Origin of the sequence: Pseudomonas sp. GD04058 (genome assembly GCF_029836855.1) — a bacterium.
In the GTDB taxonomy this organism is placed as follows: domain Bacteria; phylum Pseudomonadota; class Gammaproteobacteria; order Pseudomonadales; family Pseudomonadaceae; genus Aquipseudomonas; species Aquipseudomonas bharatica.
This window is the reverse complement of record NZ_JAOECN010000021.1, coordinates 69,438-89,164: the sequence shown is the minus strand read 5'-3', so window position 1 is coordinate 89,164 and position 19,727 is coordinate 69,438. Positions and strand designations below refer to the sequence as shown.

The following is a 19,727-nucleotide window of genomic DNA, read 5'->3' as shown; positions in this document are numbered from 1 at the left end:
ACGCTGATGGCTTACTCATACACTGAGAAAAAACGTATCCGCAAGGACTTTAGCAAGTTGCCGGACGTCATGGATGTGCCTTACCTCCTGGCCATCCAGCTGGATTCTTATCGTGAATTCCTGCAAGCGGGAGCGACCAAGGATCAGTTCCGCGACGTCGGCCTGCATGCGGCCTTCAAGTCGGTTTTCCCGATCATCAGCTACTCCGGCAATGCTGCCCTGGAGTACGTTGGCTATCGTCTGGGCGATCCGGCGTTCGATGTCAAGGAGTGCGTGCTGCGTGGCGTGACCTATGCCGTTCCGCTGCGGGTGAAAGTGCGCCTGATCATTTTCGACAAAGAATCGTCGAACAAAGCGATCAAGGACATCAAAGAGCAAGAAGTCTACATGGGTGAAATCCCCCTGATGACTGAGAACGGTACCTTCGTAATCAACGGTACCGAGCGTGTGATCGTTTCCCAGTTGCACCGCTCCCCGGGTGTGTTCTTCGACCACGACCGTGGCAAGACCCACAGCTCTGGCAAGCTGCTGTACTCGGCGCGCATCATTCCTTACCGCGGTTCCTGGCTGGACTTCGAGTTCGATCCGAAGGACTGCGTATTCGTCCGTATCGACCGTCGCCGCAAGCTGCCGGCCTCGGTACTGCTGCGTGCGCTGGGCTACAGCACCGAAGAAGTACTCAACACCTTCTACACCACCAACGTCTTCCACGTTTCCGGCGAGAAGCTGAGCCTGGAACTTGTGCCGCAGCGTCTGCGTGGTGAAGTCGCCGTGATGGACATCCAGGACGAGACCGGCAAGGTCATCGTCGAGCAGGGTCGTCGTATCACTGCGCGTCACATCAACCAGATCGAGAAAGCTGGCGTCAAGCAACTGGACGTTCCAATGGAATACGTCCTGGGTCGCACCACCGCAAAAGCGATCGTGCACCCGGCCACCGGCGAAATCCTGGCTGAATGCAACACCGAGCTGACCACCGAGCTGCTGATCAAGATCGCCAAGGCCCAGGTTGTCCGCATCGAAACCCTGTACACCAACGACATCGACTGCGGTCCGTTCATCTCGGATACCCTGAAGATCGACTCCACCAGTAACCAACTGGAAGCGCTGGTCGAGATCTACCGCATGATGCGTCCTGGCGAGCCGCCAACCAAGGATGCCGCCGAGACCCTGTTCAACAACCTGTTCTTCAGTGCCGAGCGTTACGATCTGTCCGCAGTGGGCCGCATGAAGTTCAACCGTCGTATCGGTCGTACCGAGATCGAAGGTTCGGGCGTGCTGAGCAAGGAAGATATCGTCGAGGTCCTGAAGACCCTGGTCGACATCCGTAACGGCAAAGGCATCGTCGACGACATCGACCACCTGGGTAACCGTCGCGTTCGCTGTGTCGGCGAGATGGCCGAGAACCAGTTCCGCGTTGGCCTGGTGCGTGTAGAGCGTGCGGTCAAGGAACGCCTGTCGATGGCCGAAAGCGAAGGCCTGATGCCTCAGGACCTGATCAACGCCAAGCCGGTAGCGGCGGCGGTGAAGGAGTTCTTCGGTTCCAGCCAGCTCTCGCAGTTCATGGACCAGAACAACCCGCTCTCCGAAATCACCCACAAGCGTCGTGTCTCCGCACTCGGCCCAGGTGGTCTGACCCGCGAGCGCGCCGGCTTCGAAGTCCGTGACGTACACCCGACCCACTACGGTCGTGTCTGCCCGATCGAGACCCCTGAAGGTCCGAACATTGGTCTGATCAACTCCCTGGCGGCCTATGCCCGCACCAACCAGTACGGCTTCCTGGAAAGCCCGTACCGCGTGGTGAAAGAGGGTGTGGTTACCGACGATATCGTGTTCCTGTCGGCGATCGAAGAAGCTGATCACGTCATTGCACAGGCCTCGGCCGCAATGAACGAGAAGAAGCAACTGATCGATGAGCTGGTAGCTGTTCGTCACCTGAACGAATTCACCGTCAAGGCACCTGAAGACGTGACCCTGATGGACGTTTCGCCGAAGCAGGTAGTTTCGGTCGCAGCGTCGCTGATTCCGTTCCTCGAGCACGACGACGCCAACCGTGCACTCATGGGTTCCAACATGCAGCGTCAGGCTGTACCGACCCTGCGCGCCGACAAGCCGCTGGTAGGTACCGGCATGGAGCGCAACGTTGCCCGTGACTCCGGTGTCTGCGTAGTTGCTCGCCGCGGTGGTGTGATCGACTCGGTCGACGCCAGCCGTATCGTTGTTCGCGTTGCCGACGACGAAGTCGAAACCGGTGAAGCCGGTGTCGACATCTACAACCTGACCAAGTACACCCGTTCGAACCAGAACACCTGCATCAACCAGCGTCCGCTGGTGAACAAGGGTGATGTGGTCCAGCGTGGCGACATCATGGCCGACGGTCCGTCCACCGACATGGGTGAACTGGCTCTGGGCCAGAACATGCGCATCGCGTTCATGGCATGGAACGGCTTCAACTTCGAAGACTCCATCTGCCTGTCCGAGCGTGTGGTCCAGGAAGACCGCTTCACCACGATCCACATCCAGGAACTGACCTGTGTGGCTCGTGATACCAAGCTTGGCCCAGAGGAAATCACCGCGGACATCCCGAACGTGGGTGAAGCTGCGCTGAACAAGCTGGACGAAGCCGGTATCGTCTACGTGGGTGCCGAAGTCGGCGCCGGCGACATCCTGGTCGGCAAGGTCACGCCAAAAGGCGAAACCCAACTGACTCCGGAAGAAAAACTGCTGCGCGCGATCTTCGGCGAGAAGGCAAGCGACGTTAAGGACACCTCCCTGCGCGTGCCAACCGGCACCAAAGGTACTGTCATCGACGTACAGGTCTTCACCCGTGATGGCGTCGAGCGCGACAGCCGTGCGCTGTCCATCGAGAAGATGCAGCTGGACGAGATCCGCAAGGACCTCAACGAAGAGTTCCGCATCGTCGAGGGTGCCACCTTCGAGCGTCTGCGTTCGGCTCTGAACGGCCAGGTGGTCGATGGTGGCGCGGGCCTGAAGAAAGGCACCGTGATCACCGACGAAGTCCTGGACGGGCTGGAGCACGGCCAGTGGTTCAAGCTGCGCATGGCGGAAGATGCGCTGAACGAACAGCTGGAAAAGGCTCAGCAGTACATCGTCGATCGCCGTCGTCTGCTGGACGACAAGTTCGAAGACAAGAAGCGCAAGCTGCAGCAGGGCGATGACCTGGCTCCAGGCGTGCTGAAGATCGTCAAGGTCTACCTGGCAATCCGCCGTCGCATCCAGCCAGGCGACAAGATGGCCGGTCGTCACGGTAACAAGGGTGTGGTCTCGGTGATCATGCCAGTGGAAGACATGCCGCACGACGCCAACGGTACCCCGGTCGACGTCGTTCTGAACCCGTTGGGCGTACCTTCGCGTATGAACGTCGGTCAGATCCTCGAAACCCACCTGGGCCTTGCAGCCAAGGGCCTGGGCGAGAAGATCAACCGCATGCTCGAAGAGCAGCGCAAGGCCGCCGAACTGCGCAAGTTCCTGACCGAGATCTACAACGAGATCGGTGGCGTCCAGGAAGATCTCGAGTCGTTCACCGACGAAGAGATCCTGACCCTGTCGCACAACCTGAAGAAGGGTGTGCCGATGGCTACCCCGGTCTTCGACGGTGCCAAGGAACGCGAAATCAAGGCCATGCTGAAACTGGCTGACATGCCGGAAAGCGGCCAAATGGTGCTGTTCGACGGTCGTACCGGCAACAAGTTCGAGCGTCCTGTGACCGTTGGTTACATGTACATGCTCAAGCTGAACCACTTGGTGGACGACAAGATGCACGCCCGTTCCACTGGTTCCTACAGCCTGGTTACCCAGCAGCCGCTGGGTGGTAAGGCGCAGTTCGGTGGTCAGCGTTTCGGGGAGATGGAGGTGTGGGCGCTGGAAGCATACGGCGCGGCATACACCCTGCAGGAAATGCTCACAGTGAAGTCGGACGACGTGAACGGCCGGACCAAGATGTACAAGAACATCGTGGACGGCGATCACCGTATGGAGCCGGGCATGCCCGAGTCCTTCAACGTGTTGATCAAAGAGATCCGTTCGCTCGGTATCGATATCGATCTGGAAACCGAATAACACGTGACGCGAATCGGGAGCGTGGCCTAACGGCGCGCTCCCTGCTCCGCCAGGAGGAAAGGCCTTGAAAGACCTACTGAATTTGCTGAAAAACCAGGGTCAAGTCGAAGAGTTCGACGCCATCCGTATCGGACTGGCCTCGCCTGAGATGATCCGTTCGTGGTCGTTCGGTGAAGTAAAAAAACCGGAAACCATCAACTACCGTACGTTCAAGCCTGAGCGTGACGGCCTGTTCTGCGCCAAGATCTTTGGCCCAGTCAAGGACTACGAGTGCCTGTGCGGCAAGTACAAGCGCCTGAAGCACCGTGGCGTGATCTGCGAGAAGTGCGGCGTTGAAGTTGCCCTGGCCAAGGTTCGTCGTGAGCGCATGGCGCACATCGAGCTGGCTTCGCCGGTCGCCCACATCTGGTTCCTGAAGTCCCTGCCGTCCCGTATCGGTCTGCTGATGGACATGACCCTGCGTGATATCGAGCGCGTTCTCTACTTCGAGAGCTATGTCGTTATCGACCCGGGCATGACCACCCTGGAAAAAGGCCAGCTGCTGAACGACGAGCAGTATTTCGAAGCGCTGGAAGAGTTCGGTGACGACTTCGACGCCCGCATGGGTGCCGAGGCTGTCCGCGAGCTGCTGCACGCGATCGACCTGGAACACGAGATTGGCCGCCTGCGCGAGGAAATCCCGCAGACCAACTCGGAAACCAAGATCAAGAAGCTGTCCAAGCGTCTGAAACTGATGGAGGCCTTCCAGGGCTCGGGCAACCTGCCTGAGTGGATGGTCCTGACCGTTCTGCCGGTTCTGCCGCCAGATCTGCGTCCTCTGGTTCCGCTGGATGGCGGTCGCTTCGCGACTTCCGACCTGAACGACCTTTATCGTCGGGTGATCAACCGTAACAACCGTCTGAAGCGCCTGCTCGATCTGTCCGCTCCGGACATCATCGTGCGCAACGAAAAGCGCATGCTGCAGGAAGCGGTCGATGCCCTGCTCGACAACGGTCGTCGTGGTCGTGCAATCACCGGTTCGAACAAGCGTCCTCTGAAATCCCTGGCTGACATGATCAAGGGTAAACAGGGTCGTTTCCGTCAGAACCTTCTCGGAAAGCGTGTCGACTACTCTGGTCGTTCGGTAATTACCGTAGGTCCGACCCTGCGTCTGCACCAGTGCGGTCTGCCGAAGAAGATGGCTCTGGAACTGTTCAAGCCGTTCATTTTCGGCAAGCTGGAAATGCGTGGTCTGGCGACCACCATCAAGGCTGCCAAGAAGATGGTCGAACGCGAGCTGCCTGAGGTCTGGGACGTTCTCGCCGAGGTGATCCGCGAACACCCCGTACTGCTCAACCGCGCGCCGACTCTTCACCGTCTGGGTATCCAGGCCTTTGAACCGGTTCTGATCGAAGGCAAGGCAATCCAGCTGCACCCGCTGGTCTGCGCCGCGTACAACGCCGACTTCGACGGTGACCAGATGGCCGTGCACGTGCCGCTGACGCTGGAAGCCCAGCTGGAAGCGCGCGCGCTGATGATGTCGACCAACAACATCCTGTCGCCAGCCAACGGTGAGCCGATCATCGTTCCGTCGCAGGACGTGGTACTGGGTCTGTACTACATGACCCGTGAAGCCATCAACGCCAAGGGCGAAGGTCGCGTGTTCGCCGACCTGCAGGAAGTCGACCGCGTATTCCGCGCCGGCGAGGCTGCCCTGCACGCGAAGATCAAGGTCCGTATCAACGAGACCGTGAACGACCGTGATGGCAACAGCGTCAAGAACACCCGCATCGTCGACACCACCGTCGGCCGTGCCTTGCTGTTCCAGGTAGTGCCGGCCGGCCTGTCGTTCGACGTGGTCAACCAGCCTATGAAGAAGAAGGCGATCTCCAAGCTGATCAACCAGTGCTATCGCGTGGTTGGCCTGAAGGAGACCGTGATCTTCGCTGACCAGCTGATGTACACCGGTTTTGCCTACTCGACCATTTCCGGCGTTTCGATCGGCGTTAACGACTTCGTTATCCCGGACGAGAAAGCCCGCATCATCGGTACCGCTACCGAAGAAGTGAAGGAAATCGAGAGCCAGTACGCCTCCGGCCTGGTAACCCAGGGCGAGAAGTACAACAAGGTCATCGACTTGTGGTCGAAGGCCAACGACGAAGTGTCCAAGGCGATGATGGCCAACCTCTCGAAAGAGAAGGTCATCGACCGCGAAGGCAACGAAGTCGAGCAGGAGTCCTTCAACTCCATGTACATGATGGCTGACTCCGGTGCCCGGGGTTCGGCTGCCCAGATTCGTCAGCTGGCCGGTATGCGTGGTCTGATGGCGAAGCCGGACGGCTCCATCATCGAAACGCCGATTACCGCGAACTTCCGTGAAGGCCTGAGCGTACTCCAGTACTTCATTTCGACTCACGGTGCTCGTAAAGGTCTGGCGGATACCGCGCTGAAAACCGCGAACTCCGGTTACCTGACTCGCCGTCTGGTAGACGTTGCCCAGGATCTGGTCGTTACCGAGATCGACTGTGGCACCGAGCAGGGTCTGCTGATGACCCCGCACATCGAAGGCGGCGACGTTGTGGAGCCTCTGGGTGAGCGTGTTCTGGGTCGTGTCATTGCTCGTGACGTGTTCAAGCCTGGCACCGACGATGTCATCGTTCCGGCCGGTACCCTGGTCGACGAGAAGTGGGTCGAGTTCATCGAGCTGAACAGCATCGACGAAGTGGTCGTGCGTTCGCCGATCAGCTGTGAAACCCGCTACGGCATTTGCGCCAAGTGCTACGGCCGTGACCTGGCCCGCGGTCATCAGGTGAACATCGGTGAGGCGGTTGGCGTTATCGCTGCCCAGTCCATCGGTGAGCCTGGTACCCAGCTGACCATGCGTACGTTCCACATCGGTGGTGCTGCAAGCCGGACCTCGGCTGCCGACAGCGTCCAGGTGAAGAACGGCGGTATGGTCCGTCTGCATAACCTGAAGCAGGTAGAGCGTGCCGACGGCAACCTGGTCGCGGTATCGCGTTCCGGCGAGCTGGCCATTGCCGATGAATTCGGTCGTGAGCGTGAGCGCTACAAGCTGCCTTACGGTGCGGTCATTTCCGTGAAGGAAGGTGAGAAGGTCGAAGCTGGCGCCATCGTCGCTAAGTGGGACCCGCACACCCACCCGATCGTTACCGAAATGAAAGGTACCGTGACCTTCGTGGGCATGGAAGAAGGCATCACGATCAAGCGCCAGACCGACGAACTGACCGGTCTGACCAACATCGAGGTCCTGGACGTCAAAGACCGTCCGGCTGCAGGCAAGGAAATCCGTCCTGCAATCAAGATGGTCGACGCCAATGGCAAGGATCTGCTGCTGCCAGGTACCGATGTACCTGCCCAGTACTTCCTGCCGGCGAACGCCCTGGTCGGTGTGGCTGACGGTGCCCAGATCGGTGTCGGTGACGTTATTGCGCGTATTCCGCAAGAAACCTCGAAGACCCGTGACATCACCGGTGGTCTGCCGCGCGTTGCCGACCTGTTCGAAGCGCGTCGTCCGAAAGAAGCGTCGATCCTGGCTGAAGTCAGCGGCACCATCGCCTTCGGTAAAGAGACCAAGGGCAAGCGCCGCCTGGTCATCACGCCGAACGACGGTAGCGATCCGTATGAAGAGCTGATTCCGAAGTGGCGTCACCTGAACGTCTTCGAAGGCGAACAAGTGAACCGCGGCGAAGTTATCTCCGACGGTCCGAGCGATCCGCACGACATCCTGCGTCTGCTGGGTGTGAGCGCGCTGGCCAAGTACATCGTCAACGAGATCCAGGACGTTTACCGTCTGCAAGGCGTGAAGATCAACGACAAGCACATCGAGACCATCCTGCGTCAGATGCTGCGCAAGGTCGAGATCACCGAGTCTGGCGATTCCAGCTTCATCAAGGGCGACCAGATGGAACTGACCCAGGTGCTGGTCGAAAACGAGCGCCTGGCTGCCGAAGACAAGTTCGTGTCGAAGTTCTCGCGCGTGCTGCTCGGTATCACCAAGGCCTCGCTGTCCACCGAGTCGTTCATCTCGGCGGCCTCCTTCCAGGAGACCACCCGCGTTCTGACCGAAGCGGCGGTGACCGGCAAGCGCGATTACCTGCGCGGCCTGAAGGAAAACGTGGTTGTGGGTCGTCTGATCCCGGCCGGTACCGGTCTGGCATACCACAGCGAGCGCAAGCGTCGCCGTGATGCCGACAAGCCGCTGCGTGTGAGTGCCAGTGAGGTGGAAGCCGCACTGACCGAAGCGCTGAACTCCAGCGGTAACTGAAGAAAGGGTGGGGCCCCGGCAAGTCTTCTCTGAAACTCGGCGACATGATTCGTCACCGATGACCGGAGTGGGCGAGCCGGGGCCTCGTCTTGACTGCGTACGAGATCCTCTTTAGACTCTTGTACCCCTAAATTTGGTAGGGCTCCGTCCTGCCAATTTTTGCTTTTCTTGCAAGACAATAGCGTCGCAAGACAACAGTGGAGCTAGTAGATGGCAACTATCAACCAGCTGGTACGTCAGCCGCGTAAGCGTATCGTCGAGAAATCCGACGTTCCTGCGCTGCAGAACTGCCCGCAACGTCGTGGCGTGTGCACCCGCGTGTACACCACTACGCCGAAAAAACCTAACTCGGCACTGCGTAAAGTATGCCGTGTGCGTCTGACCAACGGTTTCGAGGTTTCCTCGTACATCGGTGGTGAAGGCCACAACCTGCAAGAGCACAGCGTCGTCCTGATTCGTGGCGGCCGTGTAAAAGACTTGCCAGGTGTTCGTTACCACACCGTTCGCGGCTCCCTGGATACCTCCGGCGTCAAAGGTCGTAACCAAGGTCGTTCGAAGTACGGTACCAAGCGTCCGAAGTAATCGGCCGTTTGCAGCAGTTCATTCATTTTATTGAGTCGATAAGAGTAAGGTCGGGCGCGAACTCTTCGAGTTGGATGTCCCGGGCTAACCTGAAGACCGTTTGAGGGCTTATCAATGCCAAGACGTCGTGTAGCAGCCAAGCGTGAGATCCTGGACGATCCGAAATACGGAAGCCAGATCCTCGCCAAGTTCATGAACCACGTGATGGAAAGCGGCAAGAAGGCAGTAGCCGAGCGCATCGTTTACGGTGCTCTGGATACCGTCAAGGCACGCAAGAACAGCGATCCCCTGGAAATCTTCGAGAAAGCTCTCGACGCCATCGCTCCGCTGGTCGAAGTGAAGTCGCGCCGTGTTGGCGGTGCAACTTACCAGGTTCCTGTCGAAGTTCGTCCATCCCGTCGTAACGCGCTGGCAATGCGCTGGTTGGTAGACTTCGCCCGCAAGCGCGGCGAGAAGTCCATGGCGCTGCGCCTGGCTGGCGAGCTGCTGGATGCCGCTGAAGGCAAGGGGGCTGCTGTCAAGAAGCGTGAAGACGTGCACCGTATGGCCGAAGCCAACAAGGCTTTCTCGCACTACCGCTTCTAATTCAAGCATCAATCTTTTTGCGAGGGCTTTATGGCTCGTACTACAGCAATTAACCGCTACCGTAACATTGGTATCTGTGCCCACGTTGACGCGGGCAAGACTACCACTACCGAGCGGATCCTGTTCTACACAGGTCTGAGCCACAAGATGGGCGAGGTGCACGACGGCGCCGCGACCACCGACTGGATGGTGCAGGAGCAAGAGCGCGGTATTACCATTACCTCCGCTGCTGTGACTACCTTCTGGAAAGGTTCCCGTGGTCAGTACGACAACTACCGCGTAAACGTCATCGATACCCCCGGCCACGTTGACTTCACCATTGAAGTAGAACGTTCGCTGCGTGTACTCGACGGCGCGGTCGTTGTGTTCTGCGGCACCTCCGGTGTCGAGCCACAGTCCGAAACCGTATGGCGTCAGGCCAACAAGTACGGCGTCCCACGTGTTGTCTACGTGAACAAGATGGACCGTGCCGGTGCCAACTTCCTGCGTGTCGTAGGTCAGATCAAGAACCGTCTGGGCCACACCCCGGTTCCGGTTCAACTGGCCATCGGTTCGGAAGACAACTTCCAGGGCCAGGTCGACCTCATCAAGATGAAGGCGATCTACTGGAACGAAGACGACAAGGGCACTACCTATCGCGAGGAAGAGATTCCTGCCGATATGCTCGAGTTGGCTGAAGAGTGGCGCAGCAACATGATTGAAGCTGCCGCCGAAGCCAACGAAGAGCTGATGAACAAGTACCTTGAAGAAGGTGAGCTGACCGTCGAAGAAATCAAGGCCGGTCTGCGTGCGCGTACCCTGGCCAGCGAGATCGTTCCGGCTGTCTGCGGTTCGTCCTTCAAGAACAAGGGTGTTCCTCTGGTTCTCGACGCCGTTATCGACTACCTGCCTGCTCCGACCGAGATCCCTGCTATCCAGGGTATCCACCCGGATCACGTCGAAGACGAAAACGCACCGAAGATCGAGCGTCACGCCAGCGATGACGAGCCGTTCTCGGCTCTGGCCTTCAAGATTGCCACCGACCCGTTCGTTGGTACCCTGACTTTCGTGCGCGTCTACTCGGGCTTCCTGAGCTCGGGCGACTCCGTGATCAACTCGGTCAAGGGCAAGAAAGAGCGCGTTGGTCGTATGGTGCAGATGCACGCCAACCAGCGTGAAGAGATCAAGGAAGTTCGCGCTGGCGACATCGCGGCCCTGATCGGCATGAAGGACGTCACCACAGGTGACACCCTGTGCGACGCCGACAAGCCTGTGATCCTCGAGCGTATGGACTTCCCTGAGCCTGTAATTTCGGTTGCCGTTGAGCCGAAAACCAAGCAGGACCAGGAGAAGATGGGCATCGCTCTGGGCAAGCTGGCTCAGGAAGACCCGTCGTTCCGCGTCAAGACCGATGAAGAAACCGGTCAGACCATCATCTCCGGTATGGGTGAGCTGCACCTGGACATCCTCGTTGACCGCATGAAGCGCGAGTTCAACGTCGAGGCCAACATCGGCAAGCCTCAGGTTTCCTACCGCGAGAAGATCACCAAGGACAATGTCGAGATCGAAGGCAAATTCGTTCGTCAGTCCGGTGGTCGCGGTCAGTTCGGTCACTGCTGGATCCGCTTCTCGCAGCCTGCTGTGGACGAGAAGGGCAACATCACCGAAGGCCTGGAGTTCCATAACGAGGTTGTAGGTGGTGTGGTTCCTAAGGAATACATCCCGGCCATCCAGAAAGGTATCGAAGAGCAGATGAAGAACGGCGTTGTCGCCGGCTATCCGCTGATCGGCCTGAAGGCAACCGTGTTTGATGGTTCCTACCACGACGTCGACTCCAACGAGATGGCGTTCAAGGTGGCGGCCTCCATGGCGACCAAGCAGCTGGCCCAGAAGGGCGGCGGTGTTGTGCTTGAGCCGATCATGAAGGTTGAAGTGGTAACCCCAGAAGACTACATGGGTGACGTGATGGGTGACCTGAACCGTCGTCGTGGTCTGATCCAGGGTATGGAAGACTCGGTTTCCGGCAAGGTTATCCGTGCTGAAGTTCCGCTGGGAGAGATGTTCGGTTATGCAACCGACGTCCGTTCCATGTCTCAGGGTCGCGCTAGCTACTCCATGGAATTCTCCAAGTACTCCGAAGCTCCGTCGAACATCGTCGAAGCACTCGTTAAAAAACAAGGCTAATCCAGCCCTTTAGGCAAGAGGTTCACTGTCGTGGCTAAAGAAAAATTTGATCGTTCCCTTCCCCACGTTAACGTCGGCACCATCGGCCACGTTGACCACGGTAAGACCACTCTGACCGCAGCTCTGACTCGCGTCTGCTCCGAAGTTTTCGGTTCTGCAGTCGTTGAGTTCGACAAGATCGACTCGGCTCCGGAAGAAAAAGCGCGCGGTATCACCATCAACACCGCTCACGTCGAGTACAACTCGAACATTCGTCACTACGCTCACGTTGACTGCCCAGGTCACGCTGACTACGTGAAGAACATGATCACCGGTGCTGCCCAGATGGACGGCGCGATCCTGGTTTGCTCGGCCGCCGATGGTCCGATGCCACAAACCCGTGAGCACATCCTGCTGTCCCGTCAGGTAGGCGTTCCGTACATCGTGGTCTTCCTGAACAAGGCTGACCTGGTAGACGACGCTGAGCTGCTGGAACTGGTCGAGATGGAAGTTCGCGACCTGCTGTCCACCTATGACTTCCCAGGCGACGATACCCCGATCATCATCGGTTCGGCTCGTATGGCGCTGGAAGGCAAAGACGACAACGAAATGGGTACTACCGCTGTCAAGAAGCTGGTAGAGACTCTGGATGCCTACATTCCTGAGCCGGTTCGTGCCGTTGACCAGCCGTTCCTGATGCCGATCGAAGACGTATTCTCGATTTCGGGTCGTGGTACCGTTGTTACCGGTCGTATCGAGCGCGGTATCGTCCGTGTTCAGGATCCACTGGAAATCGTTGGTCTGCGTGACACCACCAGCACCACCTGCACCGGTGTCGAGATGTTCCGCAAGCTGCTGGACGAAGGTCGTGCTGGCGAGAACTGCGGCGTTCTGCTGCGTGGTACCAAGCGTGACGACGTTGAGCGTGGCCAGGTTCTGGTCAAGCCAGGTTCGGTCAAGCCGCACACCAAGTTCACCGCAGAAGTCTATGTTCTGAGCAAGGAAGAAGGCGGTCGTCACACTCCGTTCTTCAAAGGCTACCGTCCACAGTTCTACTTCCGTACCACTGACGTGACCGGTAACTGCGAACTGCCGGAAGGCGTAGAAATGGTAATGCCAGGCGATAACATTCAGATGACTGTTACCCTGATCAAGACCATCGCTATGGAAGACGGTCTGCGCTTCGCTATCCGTGAAGGCGGTCGTACCGTCGGCGCCGGCGTCGTAGCAAAAATCATCGAGTAATATCGATCGGTTGAAAAAGCCCCCGCTCAGCGGGGGCTTTTTTATTGGGTTGACACCCAATAGGGGCGTCTATAGAATCACGCCTCCTTTTAACGGGCGTAGTGCGCCCGGTGGGAATAGCAGCCTGGAGTCTGAAATCCAATGCAAAATCAGCAAATCCGTATCAGGTTGAAGGCATTCGACCATCGCCTGATCGACCAATCTACCCAGGAAATCGTGGAAACCGCGAAACGTACTGGTGCTCAGGTGCGTGGTCCAATTCCACTGCCTACCCGTAAAGAGCGGTTTACCGTTCTGGTCTCCCCGCACGTCAACAAAGACGCGCGTGACCAGTACGAGATCCGTACTCATAAGCGTGTCCTGGACATCGTCCAGCCAACGGATAAAACCGTTGATGCACTTATGAAGCTTGATCTTGCGGCAGGTGTGGAAGTGCAGATCAGCCTCGGCTAAGACTCGGGTCTTGGTCGTGTAACGCTCTGAAATGGGCGGCCATAGCGGGTGAAAGCCCCGTACACTCATGAGGTTTACAACATGACTATTGGTGTAATCGGTCGTAAATGCGGTATGACCCGCATTTTCACCGAAGAAGGTGTCTCCATTCCGGTCACGGTCATCGAGATCGAGCCGAATCGTGTCACCCAGTTCAAAACTGAAGAAACCGATGGCTACCGTGCAGTGCAAGTCACTGTCGGCGAGCGTCGTGCTTCGCGCGTGACTGCCGCTCAGGCTGGTCACTTCGCCAAAGCGAACGTTGCCGCTGGTCGCGGTGTCTGGGAATTCCGCCTTGAAGAAGGCGAGTACCAGGCTGGCGACTCGATCAATGCTGAACTCTTCGCTGCGGGCCAACTGGTAGACGTTACCGGTCAGTCCAAAGGTAAAGGCTTTGCCGGTACCATCAAGCGCTGGAACTTCCGCGGTCAAGACAATACCCACGGTAACTCCGTTTCCCACCGCGTCCCGGGCTCTATCGGCCAGTGCCAGACTCCTGGTCGTGTATTCAAGGGCAAGAAAATGTCCGGTCACATGGGCGCCGAGCGCGTGACCGTTCAGTCCCTGGAAGTAGTGCGCGTCGACGCTGAACGCAATCTGTTGCTGGTCAAGGGTGCCGTTCCTGGCGCTACTGGCGGTGACGTTGTTGTGCGTCCGGCTGTCAAGGCTCGCGGGTAAGGGGAAGCTGACATGCAACTTAATGTAAATGACGCTCAGGCGATCGAAGTTTCCGAACTGACCTTCGGTGGCGAATTCAACGAGACGCTGGTACACCAAGCAGTCGTGGCCTACATGGCCGGCGGCCGTCAGGGCACCAAGCAGCAGAAGACCCGTTCCGACGTGGCTGGTGGCGGTAAGCGCCCATGGCGTCAGAAAGGTACTGGCCGTGCTCGTGCCGGTACTACTCGCGGTCCTATCTGGCGTGGCGGTGGTGTGACCTTCGCAGCTCGTCCTCAGGATCATTCGCAAAAGCTCAACAAGAAGATGTATCGCGCAGCACTGCGTTCGATCCTCTCCGAGCTGGTGCGTAGCGACCGTCTGGTCGTGGTTCAGGACTTCGCTGTCGAAGCGCCAAAAACCAAAGACCTGCTGAACAAGCTGAACGGCATGGGCCTGAACGATGTTCTGATCGTTTCGGACGCTGTTGACCAGAACCTGTATCTGGCCGCTCGCAACCTGCCGCACGTCGATGTACGTGACGTACAAGGTTCCGACCCAGTCAGCCTGATCGCCTACGAAAAAGTGTTGATCACTGTTTCGGCAGTGAAGAAATTCGAGGAGCTGCTGGGATGAACCAGGAACGCGTATTCAAAGTTCTACTTGGCCCGCACGTTTCCGAGAAGGCTACGGTTCTGGCTGACAAGAAAGGCCAGTTCGTTTTCAAGGTTGCTACCGATGCAACCAAGCTGGAAATCAAGAAGGCCGTTGAAAGCCTGTTCAGCGTCAAAGTGGAGAGCGTTACTACCCTGAATGTTCTGGGTAAGACCAAACGCACCGCTCGTGGCCTGGGCAAGCGCAATGACTGGAAGAAGGCGATCATCTCCCTTCAGCCAGGCCAAGATCTCGATTTCAGCAGCAGTGCTGAGTAAGGAAGGGGTGCATCATGGCAATCGTTAAATGCAAACCGACTTCCCCTGGCCGCCGTTTTGTGGTCAAGGTGGTCAACCAGGAGCTGCACAAAGGCGCTCCTCACGCACCGCTGATCGAGAAGAAATCGAAGTCTGGTGGTCGTAACAACAATGGCCGTATCACTACTCGTCACGTTGGTGGTGGTCACAAGCAGCATTACCGTCTGGTCGACTTCCGTCGCAACGACAAGGACGGCATCGCCGCCACTGTCGAGCGTATCGAATACGACCCGAACCGTACTGCTCACATTGCCCTGCTGTGCTACGCAGACGGCGAGCGTCGCTACATCATCGCGCCGAAAGGCGTGAGCGCTGGCGACCAGCTGATCGCAGGTGCTCTGGCTCCAATCAAGCCAGGCAACTCCTTGCAGCTGCGTAACATTCCGGTAGGTAGCACCGTTCACGGCATCGAACTGAAGCCAGGCAAAGGTGCACAAATCGCTCGTTCCGCTGGTGCTTCGGCTCAGCTGATCGCTCGCGAAGGCGTCTACGTGACCCTGCGTCTGCGCTCTGGTGAAATGCGTAAAGTGCTGGCTGAGTGCCGTGCGACCCTGGGCGAAGTCTCGAACACCGAGCACAGCCTGCGTTCGCTGGGTAAAGCTGGTGCCAAACGCTGGCGTGGCGTTCGCCCAACCGTTCGTGGTGTTGCCATGAACCCGGTTGACCACCCGCATGGTGGTGGTGAAGGTCGTACCTCCGGTGGTCGTCATCCGGTATCGCCATGGGGCTTCCCGACCAAGGGTGCGAAGACTCGTGGTAATAAGCGTACCGACAACATGATCGTCCGTCGTCGCAAGTAAATAGAGGGATACGACAGTGCCACGTTCTCTGAAAAAAGGTCCTTTTATTGATCTTCACCTACTGAAGAAGATCGAAGTGGCGGCGGAAAAGAACGATCGCAAACCAGTTAAGACCTGGTCGCGTCGTTCCATGATCCTGCCACAAATGGTCGGTCTGACCATCGCGGTACACAACGGTCGTCAACACGTCCCAGTTCTGGTGAACGAAGACATGGTCGGCCATAAACTGGGCGAGTTCGCCGGTACCCGCACCTACCGCGGGCACGTGGCTGACAAGAAAGCCAAGCGTTAAGGGGTAAGGAAATGGAAGTAGCCGCTAAGTTGTCGGGCGCTCGCATCTCCGCCCAGAAAGCCCGCTTGGTCGCCGACCAGATCCGCGGGAAGAAGGTGGGCGAAGCGCTCAACCTGTTGGCTTTCAGCAGCAAGAAAGCTGCTGAAATCATGAAGAAAGTCCTCGAGTCGGCCGTAGCCAACGCCGAGCATAACGAAGGCGCAGACGTTGATGACCTGAAGGTCTCCACCGTTTTCGTCAACGAAGGGCGTTCGCTGAAGCGCATCATGCCGCGTGCCAAAGGCCGCGCTGATCGCATCGTCAAGCGGTCTTGCCATATCACTGTCAAGGTTGCGGACAAGTAACGGAGTCGATCAGATGGGTCAGAAAGTACATCCCACTGGCATTCGCCTGGGAATCGTCAAGGAGCACACCTCCGTCTGGTATGCAGACGGCGCTACTTACGCAGATTACCTGTTGAAGGATCTGAAAACGCGTGAGTACCTCCAAGACAAACTAAAAAGCGCGTCCGTTAGCCGTATCGATATCCATCGTCCGGCTCAAACTGCACGCATCACCATCCACACCGCTCGTCCAGGTATCGTTATCGGGAAGAAAGGTGAAGATGTTGAAAAACTGCGTCAGGACCTGACCAAGCAAATGGGTGTGCCTGTGCACATCAATATCGAAGAGATCCGCAAGCCGGAGCTCGACGGTATGCTGGTTGCTCAGAGCGTAGCTCAGCAGCTGGAGCGTCGTGTGATGTTCCGTCGTGCCATGAAGCGCGCCGTACAGAACGCCATGCGTATTGGTGCCAAAGGCATCAAGATCCAGGTGAGCGGTCGTCTCGGCGGTGCTGAAATCGCACGTACTGAATGGTATCGCGAAGGTCGTGTGCCGCTGCACACCCTGCGTGCCGATATCGACTATGCCACCTACGAAGCTCACACCACCTACGGTGTGATCGGTGTCAAGGTTTGGATCTTCAAAGGCGAAGTTATTGGTGGTCGCCAAGAAGAACTGAAACCACAAGCACCAGCGCCTCGTAAAAAAGCTGCTAAGTAAGGGGTACGCCAAATGTTGCAACCAAAGCGTACAAAATTCCGCAAGCAGATGACTGGCCACAACCGTGGTCTGGCGCTGCGCGGTAGCAAGGTCAGCTTCGGCGAGTTCGCCCTGAAAGCTGTTGCTCGCGGTCGTCTCACCGCCCGTCAGATTGAGTCCGCGCGTCGTGCGCTGACCCGTCACGTTAAGCGTGGCGGCAAAATCTGGATCCGCGTATTCCCGGACAAGCCGGTTACCAAGAAGCCTCTCGAAGTGCGGATGGGTAAAGGTAAAGGTTCCGTCGAGTACTGGGTTGCCCAGATCCAGCCAGGCAAAGTCCTGTACGAGATCGAGGGTGTTTCTGAAGAGCTGGCGCGTGAGGCATTCGCCCTGGCGGCTGCAAAGCTGCCTCTCGCCACCTCCTTTGTTAAGCGGACGGTGATGTGATGAAAGCGAATGAACTTCGTGAGAAATCAGCACAGCAACTGAACGAGCAACTGCTCGGCTTGCTGCGCGACCAGTTCAATCTGCGTATGCAGAAAGCAACTGGCCAGTTGGGGCAGTCGCACCTGCTCTCGCAAGTTAAGCGTGACATCGCTCGCGTGAAAACTGTGCTCAACCAGCAGGCAGGTAAGTGATCATGGCTGAAGCTGAAAAAACCGTCCGTACGCTGACTGGCCGTGTCGTCAGCGACAAGATGGACAAGACCATCACCGTTCTGATCGAGCGTCGCGTAAAGCACCCGATCTACGGTAAATACGTTAAGCGTTCGACTAAGCTGCACGCGCACGACGAAGCCAACCAGTGCAAGATCGGCGACAAGGTTTCCATTCGTGAAACCCGTCCGCTGGCCAAGACCAAGTCCTGGGCACTGGTTGAAGTTCTCGAACGCGCTGTTGAAGTCTAAGGGCTAAGGGTCGGAGATATTTTATGATTCAGACTCAATCCATGCTCGATGTGGCCGATAACAGCGGCGCTCGTCGCGTCATGTGCATCAAGGTTCTCGGTGGTTCGCACCGCCGTTACGCCGCTATCGGTGACATCATCAAGGTAACCGTCAAGGAAGCAATTCCTCGCGGTAAAGTGAAGAAAGGCCAGGTAATGACCGCTGTTGTGGTTCGTACCCGCCATGGCGTCCGTCGTGCTGACGGCTCCATCATCCGCTTTGATGGCAACGCTGCTGTTCTGCTGAACAACAAGCAAGAGCCGATCGGCACCCGTATCTTTGGGCCAGTGACCCGTGAGCTTCGTTCCGAGAAGTTCATGAAGATCGTCTCGCTCGCCCCAGAAGTGCTGTAAGGAGATCCGACATGCAAAAGATTCGTCGTGACGACGAGATCATCGTGATCGCCGGCAAAGACAAAGGTAAGCGCGGTAAGGTGCTGAAGGTTCTCGCTGACGACCGTCTGGTCGTTGGTGGGATCAACCTGGTGAAGCGTCATACCAAGCCTAACCCGATGTCGGGCGTACAGGGCGGTATCGTCGAGAAAGAAGCGCCACTGCACGCTTCCAACGTCGCCATCTTCAATGGTGAAACCAACAAGGCTGACCGCGTTGGTTTCAAAGTAGAAGACGGCAAAAAAATTCGTGTCTTCAAGTCGACCCAAAAAGCGGTTGATGCTTGAACACTGCTAGGTAGAAGACCATGGCACGACTGAAAGAGATTTATCGGAAGGAAATCGCTCCCAAGCTTAAGGAAGAACTTAAGCTGGCGAACGTGATGGAAGTTCCGCGCGTTACCAAGATCACCCTGAACATGGGTCTGGGCGAAGCGATCGGCGACAAGAAAGTCATCGAGCACGCTGTTGCCGACCTGGAAAAGATCACCGGCCAGAAAGCTGTCGTGACCTTCGCCCGGAAATCCATCGCTGGCTTCAAAGTCCGCGAAGGCTGGCCGATCGGCGTCAAAGTCACCCTGCGCCGCGATCGTATGTACGAGTTCCTGGACCGCCTGCTGGCGATCTCCCTGCCTCGGGTTCGCGACTTCCGCGGCCTGAATGCCAAGTCCTTCGATGGTCGTGGCAACTACAGCATGGGCGTGAAAGAGCAGATCATCTTCCCGGAAATCGACTACGACAAGATCGATGCTCTCCGCGGTCTGGACATTACCCTGACCACCACTGCTCGTACGGATGATGAAGGTCGCGCTCTGCTGCGCGCTTTCAAATTCCCGTTCCGCAACTGATTGGAGTAGGAAAATGGCCAAGAAGAGCATGAAAAACCGTGAGCTGAAGCGTCAGTTGACGGTCGCTAAATACGCCAAGAAGCGTGCTGAGCTGAAAGCAACCATCGTGAATCTGAACGCAAGTCCAGAAGAGCGTTTCGCTGCTGTCGTAGCTCTGCAGAAGCAACCACGTGACGCCAGCGCTGCGCGCCTGCGTAACCGTTGCCGCCTCACCGGTCGTCCACATGGCGTTTACCGCAAGTTCGGCCTCGGCCGTAACATGCTGCGTCAAGCAGCAATGCGCGGTGACGTTCCAGGTCTGGTCAAGGCCAGCTGGTAAGACGTACCGGCAGCGTCCTGGTGGCGGGGGAGCGATCTTCCGACCACCGGTGATCTTGCATCGAAACAAGCCCCTTTTGGGGCTTGTTTC

21 protein-coding genes are annotated in these 19,727 nt (G+C 57.6%); all 21 read left to right on the top strand.

Annotation, left to right across the window (positions count from 1 at the left end; all coding sequences use genetic code 11):
- The first annotated feature begins 6 nt into the window (after positions 1-6).
- The 21 genes from rpoB (at position 7) to rpsN (ending at position 19,637) form a co-directional block, all read left to right on the top strand.
- Complete coding sequence (gene rpoB, locus N7650_RS17875; RefSeq protein WP_009397359.1) at positions 7-4,080, top strand: DNA-directed RNA polymerase subunit beta; 4,074 nt, start codon at positions 7-9, stop codon at positions 4,078-4,080.
- Positions 4,081-4,144: 64 nt separating this feature from the next.
- On the top strand, positions 4,145-8,344 hold the full coding sequence (rpoC, locus tag N7650_RS17870; RefSeq protein WP_009397357.1) for a DNA-directed RNA polymerase subunit beta': 4,200 nt from the start codon (positions 4,145-4,147) through the stop codon (positions 8,342-8,344).
- A gap of 210 nt (positions 8,345-8,554) precedes the next feature.
- Positions 8,555-8,926 carry a 30S ribosomal protein S12 gene (rpsL, locus tag N7650_RS17865; protein ID WP_003186084.1) on the top strand — a complete coding sequence of 124 codons (372 nt, stop codon included), beginning with the start codon at positions 8,555-8,557 and terminating at the stop codon, positions 8,924-8,926.
- 114 nt (positions 8,927-9,040) lie between these two features.
- Positions 9,041-9,511, top strand: a complete 471-nt coding sequence (gene rpsG, locus N7650_RS17860; protein WP_009397350.1) for a 30S ribosomal protein S7 — start codon at positions 9,041-9,043, stop codon at positions 9,509-9,511.
- 30 nt (positions 9,512-9,541) lie between these two features.
- Positions 9,542-11,674: an elongation factor G gene (gene fusA, locus N7650_RS17855; protein WP_009397349.1), complete on the top strand. Its 2,133-nt coding sequence runs from the start codon at positions 9,542-9,544 to the stop codon at positions 11,672-11,674.
- Positions 11,675-11,704: 30 nt separating this feature from the next.
- A complete protein-coding gene (gene tuf, locus N7650_RS17850; protein ID WP_064302109.1) occupies positions 11,705-12,898 on the top strand; it encodes an elongation factor Tu in 1,194 nt (397 codons plus the stop codon).
- 141 nt (positions 12,899-13,039) lie between these two features.
- Positions 13,040-13,351 carry a 30S ribosomal protein S10 gene (gene rpsJ, locus N7650_RS17845; protein WP_003186070.1) on the top strand — a complete coding sequence of 104 codons (312 nt, stop codon included), beginning with the start codon at positions 13,040-13,042 and terminating at the stop codon, positions 13,349-13,351.
- A gap of 81 nt (positions 13,352-13,432) precedes the next feature.
- Entirely contained in the window at positions 13,433-14,068 is a 636-nt protein-coding gene (gene rplC, locus N7650_RS17840; protein ID WP_009397519.1) for a 50S ribosomal protein L3, read from the top strand.
- A 12-nt stretch (positions 14,069-14,080) separates the two neighbouring features.
- On the top strand, positions 14,081-14,683 hold the full coding sequence (rplD, locus tag N7650_RS17835) for a 50S ribosomal protein L4 (protein WP_009397517.1): 603 nt from the start codon (positions 14,081-14,083) through the stop codon (positions 14,681-14,683).
- Positions 14,680-14,979 carry a 50S ribosomal protein L23 gene (gene rplW, locus N7650_RS17830; protein ID WP_009397515.1) on the top strand — a complete coding sequence of 100 codons (300 nt, stop codon included), beginning with the start codon at positions 14,680-14,682 and terminating at the stop codon, positions 14,977-14,979. The genes rplD and rplW overlap by 4 nt, the downstream gene beginning before the upstream one ends.
- Before the next feature lie 14 nt (positions 14,980-14,993).
- Complete coding sequence (rplB, locus tag N7650_RS17825; protein WP_009397513.1) at positions 14,994-15,818, top strand: 50S ribosomal protein L2; 825 nt, start codon at positions 14,994-14,996, stop codon at positions 15,816-15,818.
- 16 nt (positions 15,819-15,834) lie between these two features.
- Entirely contained in the window at positions 15,835-16,110 is a 276-nt protein-coding gene (gene rpsS, locus N7650_RS17820; protein WP_002555486.1) for a 30S ribosomal protein S19, read from the top strand.
- Positions 16,111-16,121: 11 nt separating this feature from the next.
- Positions 16,122-16,454 carry a 50S ribosomal protein L22 gene (gene rplV / locus N7650_RS17815; protein ID WP_003103908.1) on the top strand — a complete coding sequence of 111 codons (333 nt, stop codon included), beginning with the start codon at positions 16,122-16,124 and terminating at the stop codon, positions 16,452-16,454.
- Between the two features lie 13 nt (positions 16,455-16,467).
- Entirely contained in the window at positions 16,468-17,154 is a 687-nt protein-coding gene (rpsC, locus tag N7650_RS17810; RefSeq protein ID WP_009397510.1) for a 30S ribosomal protein S3, read from the top strand.
- Between the two features lie 12 nt (positions 17,155-17,166).
- A complete protein-coding gene (rplP, locus tag N7650_RS17805) occupies positions 17,167-17,580 on the top strand; it encodes a 50S ribosomal protein L16 (RefSeq protein WP_009397508.1) in 414 nt (137 codons plus the stop codon).
- On the top strand, positions 17,580-17,771 hold the full coding sequence (rpmC, locus tag N7650_RS17800; protein ID WP_002555481.1) for a 50S ribosomal protein L29: 192 nt from the start codon (positions 17,580-17,582) through the stop codon (positions 17,769-17,771). The genes rplP and rpmC overlap by 1 nt, the downstream gene beginning before the upstream one ends.
- Before the next feature lie 2 nt (positions 17,772-17,773).
- Positions 17,774-18,040 (top strand): 30S ribosomal protein S17, encoded by a 267-nt coding sequence (gene rpsQ, locus N7650_RS17795; protein WP_003255478.1) that lies wholly within the window; start codon positions 17,774-17,776, stop codon positions 18,038-18,040.
- Positions 18,041-18,063: 23 nt separating this feature from the next.
- Positions 18,064-18,432, top strand: a complete 369-nt coding sequence (gene rplN, locus N7650_RS17790; RefSeq protein ID WP_009397502.1) for a 50S ribosomal protein L14 — start codon at positions 18,064-18,066, stop codon at positions 18,430-18,432.
- Positions 18,433-18,443: 11 nt separating this feature from the next.
- Entirely contained in the window at positions 18,444-18,758 is a 315-nt protein-coding gene (gene rplX, locus N7650_RS17785) for a 50S ribosomal protein L24 (RefSeq protein WP_009397501.1), read from the top strand.
- A 20-nt stretch (positions 18,759-18,778) separates the two neighbouring features.
- Positions 18,779-19,318 carry a 50S ribosomal protein L5 gene (gene rplE, locus N7650_RS17780; protein WP_009397500.1) on the top strand — a complete coding sequence of 180 codons (540 nt, stop codon included), beginning with the start codon at positions 18,779-18,781 and terminating at the stop codon, positions 19,316-19,318.
- Positions 19,319-19,331: 13 nt separating this feature from the next.
- Positions 19,332-19,637 carry a 30S ribosomal protein S14 gene (gene rpsN, locus N7650_RS17775; protein ID WP_009397499.1) on the top strand — a complete coding sequence of 102 codons (306 nt, stop codon included), beginning with the start codon at positions 19,332-19,334 and terminating at the stop codon, positions 19,635-19,637.
- The last annotated feature ends 90 nt before the right edge of the window (positions 19,638-19,727 follow it).

Coding starts and splice junctions, on each gene's coding strand:
- rplN (WP_009397502.1), top strand. CDS start 18,064: ATGATTCAGACTCAATCCATGCTCGATGTGGCCGATAACAGCGGCGCT.
- rplD (WP_009397517.1), top strand. CDS start 14,081: ATGCAACTTAATGTAAATGACGCTCAGGCGATCGAAGTTTCCGAACTG.
- rpsQ (WP_003255478.1), top strand. CDS start 17,774: ATGGCTGAAGCTGAAAAAACCGTCCGTACGCTGACTGGCCGTGTCGTC.
- rpsL (WP_003186084.1), top strand. CDS start 8,555: ATGGCAACTATCAACCAGCTGGTACGTCAGCCGCGTAAGCGTATCGTC.
- rplE (WP_009397500.1), top strand. CDS start 18,779: ATGGCACGACTGAAAGAGATTTATCGGAAGGAAATCGCTCCCAAGCTT.
- rplP (WP_009397508.1), top strand. CDS start 17,167: ATGTTGCAACCAAAGCGTACAAAATTCCGCAAGCAGATGACTGGCCAC.
- rplW (WP_009397515.1), top strand. CDS start 14,680: ATGAACCAGGAACGCGTATTCAAAGTTCTACTTGGCCCGCACGTTTCC.
- rplV (WP_003103908.1), top strand. CDS start 16,122: ATGGAAGTAGCCGCTAAGTTGTCGGGCGCTCGCATCTCCGCCCAGAAA.
- rplB (WP_009397513.1), top strand. CDS start 14,994: ATGGCAATCGTTAAATGCAAACCGACTTCCCCTGGCCGCCGTTTTGTG.
- rplX (WP_009397501.1), top strand. CDS start 18,444: ATGCAAAAGATTCGTCGTGACGACGAGATCATCGTGATCGCCGGCAAA.
- fusA (WP_009397349.1), top strand. CDS start 9,542: ATGGCTCGTACTACAGCAATTAACCGCTACCGTAACATTGGTATCTGT.
- rplC (WP_009397519.1), top strand. CDS start 13,433: ATGACTATTGGTGTAATCGGTCGTAAATGCGGTATGACCCGCATTTTC.
- rpsC (WP_009397510.1), top strand. CDS start 16,468: ATGGGTCAGAAAGTACATCCCACTGGCATTCGCCTGGGAATCGTCAAG.
- rpsN (WP_009397499.1), top strand. CDS start 19,332: ATGGCCAAGAAGAGCATGAAAAACCGTGAGCTGAAGCGTCAGTTGACG.
- rpsJ (WP_003186070.1), top strand. CDS start 13,040: ATGCAAAATCAGCAAATCCGTATCAGGTTGAAGGCATTCGACCATCGC.
- rpsG (WP_009397350.1), top strand. CDS start 9,041: ATGCCAAGACGTCGTGTAGCAGCCAAGCGTGAGATCCTGGACGATCCG.
- rpoB (WP_009397359.1), top strand. CDS start 7: ATGGCTTACTCATACACTGAGAAAAAACGTATCCGCAAGGACTTTAGC.
- rpmC (WP_002555481.1), top strand. CDS start 17,580: ATGAAAGCGAATGAACTTCGTGAGAAATCAGCACAGCAACTGAACGAG.